Here is a 14052-nt window from a genome sequence, read left to right as displayed (position 1 = left end):
TTAATTTAGAGATTAACCTTTTGCTTTTGCAATTACGTTTTCGGCAACATTTGAAGGCGCAGCTTCATATTTTTCAAATTCCATTGTAGAAGTTGCTCTACCAGAGGAAAGTGTTCTAAGTGAAGTTACGTATCCAAACATTTCTGCTAAAGGTACGAAAGCTTTAATGATTTTCGCATTATTTCTGTCGTCCATTCCGTTGATGGTTCCTCTTCTTCTGTTAAGGTCACCTACGATATCTCCCATGTATTCTTCTGGCGTAACGACTTCTAGTTTCATGATTGGTTCCATAATGACTGGTTTCGCAGCGCGCCCTGCTTCACGGAAGCCTAATTTTGCAGCCAATTCAAAAGATAATGCATCAGAATCTACAGGGTGGAAAGAGCCATCTTTCAGAACAACTTTAAATCCTTCTACTTCAAAGCCTGCTAAAGGTCCGTTTTTCAAACTTTCTTTGAAGCCTTTTTCTACTGCTGGTATAAATTCTTTTGGAACGTTACCACCTTTAATTTCGTTTACAAATTCTAAACCTGGTTTGTTATCTTCTGCAGGTCCGAGTGTAAATACGATGTCTGCAAATTTACCACGTCCACCAGATTGTTTTTTGTAAACTTCTCTATGGTTTGTAGTTGCTGTAAGATTTTCTTTGTATTCTACTTGAGGCTCACCTTGGTTTACTTCAACTTTAAATTCTCTACGCATTCTGTCAACCAAAATGTCTAGGTGTAATTCACCCATTCCAGAAATGATTGTTTGCCCAGAAGCTTCATCAGTTTTAACTTGGAAAGTAGGATCTTCTTCTGCTAATTTAGCTAAAGCATTTCCCATTTTATCTTGATCTGCTTTAGTTTTAGGCTCTACCGCGATACCAATTACTGGATCTGGGAAAACCATAGATTCTAAAACAATCGGGTGTTTTTCATCACATAAAGTATCACCAGTTTTAATGGATTTAAATCCAACTGCTGCACCAATATCTCCTGCTTCAATATATTCTACCGGATTTTGCTTGTTAGCGTGCATTTGATAGATACGCGAAATTCTTTCTTTGCTGTTTGATCTAGTGTTTAAAACATAAGAACCAGCATCAAGTCTTCCGGAGTATGCTCTAAAAAATGCTAATCTTCCTACGAAAGGATCGGTTGCGATTTTAAATGCTAAAGCTGAAAATGGCTCGTTAACACTTGGCTTTCTAGAAACTTCCTCTTCAGTATCTGGGTTTGTACCAACAATATCATCTTTATCCATTGGGGAAGGAAGATATTTACAAACTGCATCCAACATAAATTGTACGCCTTTGTTTTTAAATGAAGAACCACAAGTCATTGGGATAATAGATAAATCAATGGTTGCTTTTCTTAAGGCTTCATTAATTTCGTCTTCAGAAATTGAATCTGGATCTTCGAAGAATTTCTCCATCAAAGTATCATCATAATCTGCAACAGCTTCTACTAATTTTTCTCTGTATTCTAGAACTTCTGCTTTCATATCTTCAGGAATATCTACAACTTCGTAAGTTGCACCTTGCCCTGCTTCATCCCAAACGATTGCTCTATTTTTAATTAAATCTACAACGCCTTTGAAATCTTCTTCGGAACCAATTGGCAAAACGATAGGGACTGCATTAGAACCTAACATTTCTTTTACTTGATTGACTACCATTAAGAAATCTGCACCTTGACGATCCATTTTATTCACGAATCCTAAACGCGCTACTTTATAGTTGTCTGCTAGTCTCCAGTTGGTTTCAGATTGTGGTTCTACACCATCAACTGCGGAGAATAAAAATACTAAACCATCTAAAACTCTTAAGGATCTGTTTACCTCAACCGTAAAATCTACGTGTCCTGGTGTATCAATAATGTTAAAGTGGTAAGGCTTTGTTTCAGGTAATGGTTTACCTTGATTTGTAGGAAAATTCCACTGGCAAGTAGTTGCTGCAGATGTAATGGTAATACCTCTTTCTGCTTCTTGCTCCATCCAGTCCATTGTAGAAGCGCCATCATGTACTTCGCCAATTTTATGGTTTACACCAGTGTAAAATAATATTCTTTCCGTAGTTGTAGTTTTACCAGCATCAATATGCGCGGCAATTCCTATATTACGTGTAAATTTTAAGTCTCTACTCATTTTTTAGAATCTAAAGTGTGAAAATGCTTTGTTCGCTTCTGCCATTTTGTGAGTGTCTGTTTTTTTCTTCACAGCAGCACCCTCTTCTTTTGCAGCAGCAATAATTTCTGCAGCTAATTTATTAGCCATAGATTTATCATTTCTTGCAGTAGAATATTTTATTAACCATTTCATTGCCATAGAGATTTTTCTATCAGCACGAATTGGCATAGGGATTTGGAAGTTTGCGCCACCAACTCTTTTCGATCTTACTTCTACGTGAGGCATCACATTAGTAAGAGCGTCTTTCCAAATTTCTAAAGAAGTTTTTTCATTGTCTCCTTTTTTACTTTCTACGATTTCTAATGCATCGTAAAATATTTTGAATGCGATGGATTTTTTACCATCAAACATTAAGTTATTCACAAATCTAGTTACCAATTGATCATTAAATTTTGGATCTGGCAACAACGGTCTTTTTTTCGCTTTTGTCTTTCTCATTGTTTCTTTACCTTTTTAATGATTATTTTTTCTTGGCTGGTGCTGCTGCTCCTGGTTTAGGGCGTTTTGCTCCATATTTAGAACGTCTCTGCGTTCTTCCACTTACACCTGCGGTGTCTAATGCACCTCTTACGATGTGGTATCTTACTCCCGGTAGGTCTTTCACCCTTCCGCCGCGTACCAATACTATCGAGTGCTCTTGGAGGTTGTGTCCTTCGCCCGGGATGTAGGCGTTAACTTCTTTTCCGTTAGAAAGTCTTACCCTTGCTACTTTACGTAGTGCGGAGTTAGGTTTCTTAGGAGTTGTGGTGTATACTCTCGTACAAACACCTCGTTTTTGTGGACAAGAATCCAAAGCAGCCGATTTACTCTTCTTGGTGAGTGCGACTCTTCCTTTTCTTACTAGTTGTTGAATAGTAGGCATTAAATTGCTTTTTGTTTTTTATAATTCAGGGTGCAAAAATAAGAAATATTTTTGATTGGACAATATATTACGTAACTTTTTATAAATCAATTGAAAATATTTTTAATATTATAATAGATTTTAAATACATTTGCAGCAATTATCTAATCTTTTATATAGGTGAAAAAACTTTTATTATTTCTATTGCTATCTAATTTCGCCTTTTCCCAGTACAGCATATCTACTGCGGAAAGAAGTGCTTTGGTTTCCATTTATAATTCCACAAATGGAGAAAAATGGAGCCAATCTTGGGACTTAAGTAAAGACCCGCAAAACTGGTATGGCATTAAAATTAAAAACCACAGTGTCACTGAAATAAATTTGCGTGGAAATGCTTTGGCTGGAATTTTCCCTGCAACTTTAGCAACGTTTGCAAATCTTGAGGTTTTAGATTTAAGTAATAATAATCTTAGCGGTGAGGTTTCTCCTTCAATAGGTAGTTTGTCGAAACTTATTTCTTTAAGTATTAATGACAATCAACTTACGGGTGATCCATCTTCAAGTATTGGTTCTCTTGCATCGCTTACGGAACTTTTTATTGGTCATAATTTATTTGTAATTAATAATATCGATGGATTTCTACAAAATTTTTCGCATTTAAAATCATTAGACATAGCCAGCCTAAATCTTACAGCAGTTCCTCAAAAAATTTCAACATTTAATGATTTAGAATCACTTGATTTAAGCGATAATCAACTTAAAACTGGTTTTGAAAATCTTTCTACTTTAAGTAATTTAAAAGAATTTAGCCTTGCCGGGAACCAATTGGAGACTTTACCTGCAGAACTGGGGAATTTATCACAACTCACCACTTTAAATTTAAGCCGAAATTCCCTCGCTACAAACTACGAAACGCCATTAAACAATCTAACAAATCTAGAATGGCTTTCTTTAGAAAATAATTTATTAGAAAACATACCTAATAATATAGGAAGATTCACCAAATTAATACATCTTAATTTAGGAAGAAATTTAATTTCCAGTAATTTATCTGGTCTGGTAGATTTAAAAAATCTGGAACAACTTTTTTTAAACCATAATTTATTAAAAGATAATTTTCCGGTGGAACTTTTGCAACTCCCAAAATTGCAAATGTTGTCGCTAACAGGTAATCAACTTTCTGGTGCAATTCCTACCACAATACCTGCGCTAACTTTTGTAGATAACAATAAATATTCTTTAGAAGACATTAAAAATTTTCTAGATACCAAGCCCAAATTCACAGATTTTACTTATTCGCCACAAAGATATGATGAGCCTGTTTCGGTGTCCGCAGTTTTGGGAGAAAATGTTACATTGAAACAATCACTTTCCGGCACAGATTATCAATTTACGTGGTTTAAAAATCTAGATGAAAAGCAAGCGGGTTCTGCCGATAATTATTATATCAATAATATAAAAGTTGAAGATTTTACCGATTATACTTGCGAAGCTTATTTCGCAAAAAATTATCCAGATTATTTTCTAGAAATTTCATTTTTTCGGGAACCAATAATAATTAATTCAACTTTAGCGACGGCCGAACTTTCAAAAAATTTAAGTATTTATCCCAATCCAACAGCAGATATTTTGTTTGTGAGAGCGATTAACGAAAAAATAGAAAGCATCTCTATCTTTGATATGAGCGGGAAAGTTATTTTTACAGACTCTGGAAATTCTAAGGATAGAGTGAATGTGCGTGCTTTTCCTAGTGGCGCATATCTAATTCTAATAAAAACAACTGCTGGAAACAAAACTTTTAAATTTATTAAAAAGTAGTTGTATTATCTAAAAATTGCTCAGGTTTTACTTTAAAATTTAGACTTGGTCTATAAATAATTAGTCGCAAAAATTCGGGCCTAAATCGGAAAATTCCCTATCTTTCGCTAAAATTTTTGTGAAATGCCTTTAGTAAAATTAAATTCTATACTCGATAATGATTTTTACAAAATCACCATGCAAAATGCTGTAGTGAAATTATTCCCCAGCCAAGTGGTGAAATATCAATTTATTAATCGAGGAGCGCATCAGTTTCCAGAGAATTTTGGCGAAGAACTTCGAAAATCTGTAGATGCTTTGGCAAAATTACAATTGACCAAAGATGAAAAAATGTTTATGGCGAAAACCTGTCCTTACATAGATTTGCCTTATTTAGATTTTTTAGAAGGTTACCGCTACGATCCCTCCGAAGTGCATATTTCACAAAACGGCTCTGAATTGGAAGTAACAGTAGAAGGGCTTTGGTATCGCACAATTTTATGGGAAGTGCCTATTCTTTCTCTAATTAGCGAACTTAATTATGCAATGGGCAATCTGGAGCGAAATTCAAACGAAATTGTTATCGAAAATACTTTAGACAAAGCGCGACACATGAAATATCTCGGTGTCACTTTTGCGGAATTTGGTACAAGAAGAAGGCATTCGTATAACGTGCAGCGTTTGGTTTTAGATGCACTTACAAGAGATAGAAACTCTACATTTATTGGTACTTCTAATGTGCACATGGCAATGCTCTATAAAACTAGACCCATTGGCACGCACGCACACGAATGGTTTATGTTTCATGCAGCAGAATATGGATTTAAAATGGCTAATGAAATTGCGCTAGAGCATTGGGTAGATATTTACCGTGGTGATTTGGGAGTAGCACTTTCTGATACTTTTACAACTGAAGTTTTTTTTAAACAATTTGATAAAAAATTCACAAAATTATTTGATGGTGTTCGTCACGATAGTGGCGATCCGATAGAATTTGCGCAAAAGACCATTCAACATTATGAGGAAAACGGCATCAATCCTTTGTATAAATATATTATTTTTTCTGATGGACTGAATCTGGAAAAAGTAGATGAAATCACGAAAGCTTGCCGCGGAAAAATCGGTATTTCTTTTGGGATTGGTACTAATCTAACCAACGATGTGGGCTTACGGCCTATGAATATCGTAATGAAACTCATTGGTGTGCAAGCGCCAAATAAAGATTGGATTCCCACGGTAAAACTTTCTGACGAAAAAGGAAAATACACTGGCGATCCCAAAATGATAGAACTTGCAAAAGAATTTTTAAGAATTAATGATTAAATTCTTAGGCCTTTAAACATTTTTTTGGGCTTGTTTTCATTTATTTCGAACTTCTTTAATCTACATTTAAAAAGAAAGAAACCTAAAAGTTTTCAAAAAACAATGAAATTGCAATTATTTCATTGTTTTTTATTTTAGCCCTCTAAATTTAGATGTATTTTACTTGTTTTCATTTATTTCGAACTTTTTCAATCACCATTTCAAAAAAGGAAACTTAAAAGTTTCAAATAAACCTTAAATTGTAATTAATTTAAGGTTTATTTCTTTTTACCCTCTAAATTTACATACATTTTATCTATTTTTTGAATATTTTTTACAATTGACCCCTTTTTTATTTGGGGGTTTAATTTTTATTTATAATTTTGACGAATAATTTTTAAAACAAATAACATGAGAAAATGGATTTTGCTAGGCGTATTGGTTGTGATCAGTTTGATATGCCTTTTTTCACACAACTTATTTCCTGAATTACCGGTAGATCAAAAAAATCTTCCAAAATTTGACAGTGCAGACATTTCTTGGATGCTTGTTGCTTCTGCAATGGTTTTGATTATGACGCCTGGATTAGGCTTCTTTTATGGCGGTATGGTTCGAAAAAAAAATGTGATTAGTACTATTTTGCAAAGTTTTATTGCAATGGGCATCATTTCTATTCTTTGGGTAATTGTAGGTTTTGGTGTTGCTTTTGGGCCTTCAGTTGGTGGTTTTTTCGGAAATCCAACGCCTTATTTGTTTTTCCATAATGTAGGAACTACCACCGCTTGGTCTTTAGCGCCAACAATTCCCTTAATATTGTTTGCGGTATTCCAAATGAAATTTGCAATCATTACGCCAGCATTAATTTCAGGCGCTTTTGCGGAAAGAATAAGATTTTGGGGCTATATTTTATTTATTACTTTATTTTCATTATTTATTTATGCGCCTTTAGCACACATGGTTTGGCATCCAGATGGGCTACTATTTAAGTATGGTGTTTTAGACTTTGCGGGTGGAACTGTGGTTCACATGAGCGCTGGTTGGGCTGCTTTGGCAGGAGCAATATTTTTAGGACCAAGAAAAGAAAAGGTATCTGAGCCGAGTAGAATTTCTTACGTAATACTGGGAACTGCTTTGTTGTGGTTTGGTTGGTTTGGTTTTAATGCCGGTTCTGCTTTGGCTTCTAATTCGCTTGCTGTTCAAGCTTTTGTAAATACCACTGTGGCTTCTGCAGCTGCTGCAATTGCTTGGGGATTTTTAGAAAAAATTAAAGGCAAAAAAATATCTGCTATGGGTGTTTGTATCGGCGCAGTTGTAGGTTTGGTTGCAATTACACCTGCTGCGGGATTTGTGAGTGTTGCTCATTCTATATTGATAGGTATAATTGCAGTTACAGTAAGTAGTTACATGGTAGATTTAAGATCTAAAACTAATATTGATGATACTTTAGATGTTTTTCCTTGCCACGGAGTTGGTGGTCTTGTTGGGATGATACTTACCGGCGTTTTTGCTTCCCCAGCTATTAATTCTGCTGTTGCTGAGCCTGGACTTATTTTTGGAGAATATCATTTATTCTTTAAACACATCATTGCTTTAGTCGGCGTATCAATATTTGCTTTTGGAGGCTCTTATATTCTACTTTACATTACCAATTTAATTACTCCACTACGAGTAACCGAGGAATATGAAGTAGAAGGTTTAGATAAATCTCAACACGGCGAATCTTTATAATTCAAAAAAAGACAATTATTTTACAGTTCTGTTTTAATCTGAAAAATATTTCAGAGCTGTAGAATAATGTTCAAAATTAAAATAATAACTAAAACTTGAAAAACATGAAAAATCTTTACTTTAGGATCACATTACTGCTTGTAGCTTTGTTCAGCACCGAAATGGTATTTGCACAAACAGATGGCGATAGTTTCTTTAAAAATTTAAAAATTTCTGGATACGCAGATATTTTCTACAAAGCCGATTTTAATAAGAACGGAGATAATACAAAAACTTCTTTCACAGTACCAGATAATTCTATAGAACCCGCTATGTTTTCTTTAAAATTGGTACATACTTCTGGAAAATTTTCCGCAACAGCAGATTTGGGTTTAGGTAGTAAAATAGAAGCTTTTGATTATGCAGAAAGTGGTACAAATTTGTTAATTAAACAACTGTACATAGATTATAATGCTACTGATAAATTAAAATTAACTGCTGGTTCTTGGACTACTCATATCGGATACGAGTTGCTAGACGCTCCAGATAATGATATTTATAGCATGTCTTATGCATTTTCTTACGGTCCCTTTTTTCATACCGGTTTAAAAGCCAATTACACAGAAGGAAGTTTTAATATTATGGCGGGTGTTGCAAATCCTACTGACTTAAGATCCTCCTTCAAAAGAGATGCTGGAAAAAACTTTGACAACAAATATTTTATTTGGCAACTTGGTTATGCTAAAGATAAATTAGCGCTATATTTAAATGGGCAACAAGGCAGCAATAACCCTTCTGACAGCAATGTTTCGCAGTTTGATTTTGTGGGAACTTATCAAGTAACCGATAAATTTAAAATAGGCGCAAATGCTACTTTAGTAGATATTACTTATGACTCCAATTCTACAAAACAAAAATGGAGTTCATACGTAGGTTATTTAAAATACCAAGTTTCAGATCTATTGGCTTTAAATTACCGAGCAGAATATTTAGACAATAAAGACAACTATTTGGGACTAGGGCAAAGCGTTGGAAATACAGTTTTTGCAAATACTATTTCTGCGACTTTAAGTAAAGGTAGCTTTCAGTTAAAACCAGAATTTAGGTTCGAAAACTCATCAGAAAAAATTTATGCTGATGTACATGGAAAACCGTTGAAAAGTTCTGGCAACTTTCTTATTGCCGCCCTTTATAGTTTTTAAAGACCATATTTATTAATATTGGGAAACTTCCAGAAAATTTTCTGGAAGTTTTTTATTTATATAACTTTTCCAAAAAACAAGTTTCAGAATTAATCTTTTTGTAATTTTGAAAAATGGAAATCACTTATACAATCATTTCTACAATTTTAGGCGCCGTTTTAGGCGCGATAATTATTTATTTAATATTAAAATCATCCCATGTTTTAAGGAAAGATTTTGATGAATTGAATAGTAATTTTATTAAATCCAATTCGGATTTAGAAAATGCTCAAAAGAAAATTGAAGAGTTAAACGTTTCTTTAAACTCTGAAAAAGAAATCAATATTCAGAAGAATTTAGAATTAAATAAATTAATTGCTGCGAATTCTAACTTCTCTGCCCAAAATGAAAATTTACAACTTCTTTTAGATACACAAAAAGAAGATTTAAAAAAACTGCAAGAAGATGCAAAACTTCAATTTGAAAACTTAGCCAATGAAATTTTAGAGAAAAAGAGTTTGAAATTCACGGAACAAAACCAATTAAATTTAAAAAATATTCTAAATCCACTTCAAGAAAAAATAAACAATTTCGAGAAAAAAGTGGAGACCACACACAAAGAAAGTATTGATTATCATGCCGCGCTTCGGCAGCAAATTATTGGTTTAAAAGATTTGAATCTCCAAATGAGCAAAGAAACCGTGAATCTTACAAAAGCATTAAAAGGAGATAGCAAAATACAAGGAAATTGGGGAGAACTAGTTTTGGAAAGGGTTTTAGAAAAGTCTGGTTTAGAAAAAGGCAGGGAATATGAGGTGCAAAAAAGCCACATCAACGAAGATGGAAACAGAGTGCTTCCCGATGTAGTGATTAATTTGCCCGATGGCAAAAAAATGATAATAGATTCTAAAGTTTCACTTAATGCATATGAAAAATATACAAACGAGGAGGAAGACGAACAAAAAAGTTATTATTTAAAAGAGCATATTTCTTCTATAAAAAGACACGTGGAGCAACTCGGTAATAAAAATTACCAAAATTTATACGCGATGGAAAGCCCAGATTTTGTGCTGCTTTTCATTCCAATAGAGCCTGCTTTCGCCATTGCTTTAAATGAAGACACCTATCTTTATAATAAAGCCTTTGAAAAAAATATTGTAATCGTTACGCCATCTACGCTTCTAGCCACTTTGCGAACGATTGATAGTATGTGGACGAACCAAAAACAACAAGAGAATGCCTTTGAAATTGCAAGGCAAGCCGGCGCTTTATACGATAAATTTGAAGGATTTGTTACAGATTTAGTAAAAATAGGCAACAAAATAAAAGACTCAAAAGCGGAATACGATAATGCGATGAATAAATTGGTGGATGGCCGTGGAAACCTAATCACAAGCGTAGAAAAATTGAAAAAAATGGGTGCAAAAGCAAAGAAGTCCTTACCAGAAAATATTATTTTGAGAGCTAATTCTGATGAATTAGAAGCCTAAAACCAAACAAAATATGCTTATAGAAAGTACCCAAAACGAGAAGGTGAAAAATTTAGCCCGATTAATTACAGACAATCGTTTTCGTAAAAAATCTGGATTATTTGTAGTTGAAGGCAAACAAGAAAACGAAAGAGCAATTAAATTTGGATATCTTTCGCAAGAATTCTTTATCTGTGAAAGTATATTTAATGAAGATTTTCCGAAAGGAAAAATCACTTTGGTCTCCGAAAAAGTTTACGAAAAATTAGCCTACCGTGGATCTTCTGAAGGTGTAATTGGTATTTACGAAACCAAAGGCAAAAATATAAACAACTATTCACCAAGCGAAAACGCCACCGCAATTATTATTGAAAGTGTAGAAAAGCCAGGAAATCTTGGCGCTATTTTAAGAAGTTGCGAAGCTTTCGGAATTGAAATGCTAATTATTACCGATACCAAGGTTGATATTTATAACCCGAATGTCATTCGTTCTAGCGTCGGATGTCTTTTCGGAATGAATGTTTTTCAAAGTGATAATGAAACCGCTTATAATTTTCTACAAAAGAATAAATTTCAAATTTTCACAACAAATATGCATCAAAACGCCAAAGATATTTCACAAATTGATTTCACAAAAAAAAGCGCGTTGTTGTTCGGTACGGAACATAGCGGTCTTTCGCAGTTTTGGGACGAGAAAGGCGAAAATGTGCTAATCCCAATGGCGGGAAGTATAGATTCTTTAAATTTAAGCAATGCAGTTGCGATTTCCTGTTACGAAATAGTTAGACAAAGAAATATTTAAATATTTTCTGGTTTTTAAACACAAAAAAACCCACTCGAGAGTGGGTTTCAATTTATCTTGGTGATAAATTATTTTTTTGTAGCTGTAGAATCTTTTACTGCACCTTTAGCTTCAGGAGTTACAGCTGCAGTAGAATCAACTGCAGAAGCAGTAGAATCAGTTACAGGAGCAGCAGTAGAATCTGTCATTGCAGAAGCAGTAGAATCTGTAGCGTTTGCTGTATCAACTGTTTCAGTTTTTTTACAAGCAACTAAAGAAATAGCAGCAATAGCAGCTACGAATAATGATTTTTTCATAATAAATTAAATTAAATTGTTTTACTTTGTTTTTAAATTGTTCTGTTGTAGCGATTGTTATATCATTTCAACGGGACAAAGATAGAACCCTAAAAAAAATTTTATTAGAAAATTAATTGTAATATCTTTGTAAAACAGTTTTACAAATAATTATTACTGATAATCAAACAATTAACCGCAATATAGTATTTTGACAGATTTAGAATTATTGCATTTTGAGCAACTGAAATCTAAAGTTCAGGCCAAATATATCGAAAATCACACACCTTCCTTTGATGATATTTCAAAATGGAAGGGTATTGATATTATTTACTTCCAAGAAGACCTGCGAAAAATCGCAAAAGGTAACATTAGCGAGAAGTCTTTTTATACCTATTTTAAAAACGCTCCAGTAAGTAAATTGCCCAGAATAGATATGCTCAATCTTCTTTCTGTTTATGCAGGATACGAAACTTGGTATGCTTTTAAAAAAGCCCATCTTTTTGCCGACGAAATACTAAAGGAAAATGAAGAAAATGATTCTGAGATGAAAAACATTTCAGATGAAAATTTAGATATTTCAGAGGAAAGTGATTATAATCTTAAAAGGACTGAAAAATCTAGTTTTAAAAGTGCGGAAAAATCTGTTTTACAAAATAATAATTCTGTTAACCAAGTAGTTGAATCAAATTTGAGTTTGGAAAGTGTTCCGCATTCTAACACTAAATTTTCTTTTGTAAAAAAATATCTTTGGTTAGGAATTTCTTCACTTTTACTTATTGTGGTGGGAATTTTAGGATTTAAAGATGAAATTTTTAGTAGAGAATATTATTTTAGTTTTATTGATGCAGATAGAAATTCGAAAATAAATGCAGAATTACAAGTTCAAATACTAAAAGATGACGAGTCGCCCATTTTGTATGTGGCAAAACCAAATGTTCCTTTTGTGTACACTACAAAATCTAAAACTTTAACAATGGTCGTTTCTTCGCCTTATTATAAAACGGATACCATCCAAAGAAATCTAGAAACGGCGCAGCGGACAGAAAATATTGAACTAAAACCGAATGATTATGCTTTTATGCTTTTTTATTATTCTAAATCTCTAAAAGATTTAAAGAAAAAAAGAGAAAGATTAAATTATTTGATTAGCGACAATGCCTTAATTTACCAAGTATATGATAATGAGACATATGGTGTAGAAACGATGGACAAACAAAGATATATTAACTTGGTTACTTTGCCTTCTAACTCCTTAGAAAAATTGGATGTGATAGATACCAAAACCAATAGCCAGGGGAAAATAGATATGATAAAATTTAAAATAGGAAAAGATGAAAATTCTAACTAACGTATTTTTCGGATTATTACTAACCATGATGGTTTTTTCTTGTAAAAAGGAAAATTCTAATATAAGCGATTTAGATACACTTCGAAAAAACAATAATAAAATAAGTTATCCTGTTGCCAAGATGGATAGTGCGCAAGCCATATCCTTTATCACAAAACAAAAAATACAAGAACTGTTTGATCTTTCTACCCTTTATACTTCTGGGCACCGAGATACTGAAATTGATTCTGTAATATATGCGCAAATGAATGGTTATTTTCTTACACCAGATTCTCTAAAATTAAAACCAATATTGCAACAATTAGATAGTTTTAAAGTAAAAACAGTGAAAGTTGGCAATATAGAAGTTTCTAAAGAACTTAATAAGAAAGACACTTTAGATTTTGCAAAATTTAATGTGGAGTACTATGATAAAGACAATAAATTAATCGGCAGTTTTGATAAAAACGCGCAATATATTCTAAAAGCTTACCCCGTTAAATTTAAAAAAGAATTCAAATTTTATTTTGTAAATTTTGATGTTCCTGTAAAGAAAGATAGTGTTTCTGTAGGCGTTAGCAGATAATCTAATCGTTCATCTTCGGCAGTGATATCAGAAATCTCCTCATTTGGTGTAAAGATATTAAGACCAATTTTTAGTGTATCTCTATTTATTTTTTTGAAAAAACGATCATAAAAGCCCTTTCCATAGCCAATTCTGTTTCCGTTGTGGTCGCAATACAATAATGGTGTAAACACAATATCAAAATAATTATCAGAAAAATCATCATTAGTTTTTGGCTCCAAAACACCCCAAGAATTTTTTACTAATTCTGTTGATGGTTCTATTTTTACAGAAATCATTTCTCCATTAAAAATTTTCGGCACAAAAACATTTACCTTATTTTCCCATAAAAAATCTATAAAGTATCGCGTGTTTATTTCATTAAATTTTTTAATCGGGAGAAAAATTGAAATATTAATGCCTGCGGAAACTTCAAAACCTTTTTTGAAATTTTCAAAAATTAATTTCGAATAATCTTCCAATTCTTCATCTGAAAAAGCCATTCTTTCCTTTAAATAAACTTTCCGCAGAATTTCTTTAGTCGAAGTATTAGAGAACATATTTAGTGGCTTTTTAATGAAACTATTTTCCTTACCTTAAAGAAGCCGTTT

The 14052-nt window shown here is 33.0% G+C and carries 13 protein-coding genes; 8 read left to right on the top strand and 5 right to left on the bottom strand.

Annotation, left to right across the window (positions count from 1 at the left end; genetic code table 11):
- Window positions 1-12: 12 nt before the first annotated feature.
- The 3 genes from fusA to rpsL are packed head-to-tail and all read right to left on the bottom strand — an operon-like array spanning window position 13 to window position 3034.
- Window positions 13-2130, bottom strand: a complete 2118-nt coding sequence (gene fusA / locus C4S29_RS04880) for an elongation factor G (RefSeq protein ID WP_103912982.1) — start codon at window positions 2128-2130, stop codon at window positions 13-15.
- A gap of 3 nt (window positions 2131-2133) precedes the next feature.
- Window positions 2134-2610, bottom strand: a complete 477-nt coding sequence (gene rpsG / locus C4S29_RS04875; RefSeq protein ID WP_103912981.1) for a 30S ribosomal protein S7 — start codon at window positions 2608-2610, stop codon at window positions 2134-2136.
- A gap of 22 nt (window positions 2611-2632) precedes the next feature.
- Entirely contained in the window at window positions 2633-3034 is a 402-nt protein-coding gene (rpsL, locus tag C4S29_RS04870; RefSeq protein ID WP_103912980.1) for a 30S ribosomal protein S12, read from the bottom strand.
- 159 nt (window positions 3035-3193) lie between these two features.
- Here rpsL and C4S29_RS04865 point away from each other — a divergent pair, with 159 nt between their 5' ends.
- The 6 genes from C4S29_RS04865 to C4S29_RS04840 all read left to right on the top strand — a co-directional run bounded on the left by C4S29_RS04865 (window position 3194) and on the right by C4S29_RS04840 (window position 11271).
- On the top strand, window positions 3194-4831 hold the full coding sequence (locus tag C4S29_RS04865) for a T9SS type A sorting domain-containing protein (protein WP_103912979.1): 1638 nt from the start codon (window positions 3194-3196) through the stop codon (window positions 4829-4831).
- A gap of 123 nt (window positions 4832-4954) precedes the next feature.
- Window positions 4955-6133: a nicotinate phosphoribosyltransferase gene (pncB, locus tag C4S29_RS04860; RefSeq protein ID WP_103912978.1), complete on the top strand. Its 1179-nt coding sequence runs from the start codon at window positions 4955-4957 to the stop codon at window positions 6131-6133.
- Window positions 6134-6523: 390 nt separating this feature from the next.
- Window positions 6524-7840, top strand: coding sequence for an ammonium transporter (locus C4S29_RS04855; RefSeq protein WP_103912977.1), 1317 nt, complete (start codon window positions 6524-6526; stop codon window positions 7838-7840).
- Between the two features lie 104 nt (window positions 7841-7944).
- Window positions 7945-9021, top strand: coding sequence for an outer membrane beta-barrel protein (locus C4S29_RS04850; protein WP_103912976.1), 1077 nt, complete (start codon window positions 7945-7947; stop codon window positions 9019-9021).
- 113 nt (window positions 9022-9134) lie between these two features.
- Entirely contained in the window at window positions 9135-10490 is a 1356-nt protein-coding gene (gene rmuC, locus C4S29_RS04845) for a DNA recombination protein RmuC (protein WP_103912975.1), read from the top strand.
- A gap of 13 nt (window positions 10491-10503) precedes the next feature.
- A complete protein-coding gene (locus C4S29_RS04840; protein ID WP_103912974.1) occupies window positions 10504-11271 on the top strand; it encodes a TrmH family RNA methyltransferase in 768 nt (255 codons plus the stop codon).
- A 68-nt stretch (window positions 11272-11339) separates the two neighbouring features.
- Here C4S29_RS04840 and C4S29_RS04835 read toward each other — a convergent pair whose 3' ends face one another.
- Window positions 11340-11567, bottom strand: coding sequence for a hypothetical protein (locus C4S29_RS04835; protein WP_103912973.1), 228 nt, complete (start codon window positions 11565-11567; stop codon window positions 11340-11342).
- 190 nt (window positions 11568-11757) lie between these two features.
- Here C4S29_RS04835 and C4S29_RS04830 point away from each other — a divergent pair, with 190 nt between their 5' ends.
- A complete protein-coding gene (locus C4S29_RS04830; RefSeq protein ID WP_103912972.1) occupies window positions 11758-12897 on the top strand; it encodes a hypothetical protein in 1140 nt (379 codons plus the stop codon).
- Entirely contained in the window at window positions 12881-13462 is a 582-nt protein-coding gene (locus tag C4S29_RS04825; RefSeq protein WP_103912971.1) for a hypothetical protein, read from the top strand. Before C4S29_RS04830 ends, C4S29_RS04825 begins: the two co-directional genes overlap by 17 nt.
- Here C4S29_RS04825 and C4S29_RS04820 read toward each other — a convergent pair.
- Window positions 13399-14001, bottom strand: a complete 603-nt coding sequence (locus tag C4S29_RS04820; RefSeq protein WP_103912970.1) for a 5-formyltetrahydrofolate cyclo-ligase — start codon at window positions 13999-14001, stop codon at window positions 13399-13401. The two genes, C4S29_RS04825 and C4S29_RS04820, sit on opposite strands and share 64 nt — an antisense overlap.
- Window positions 14002-14052: the final 51 nt, after the last annotated feature.

The organism is Halpernia humi, assembly GCF_900108025.1.
Classification (GTDB): Bacteria; Bacteroidota; Bacteroidia; order Flavobacteriales; family Weeksellaceae; genus Halpernia; species Halpernia humi.
This window is presented reverse-complemented; position numbering and strand designations above follow the sequence as displayed.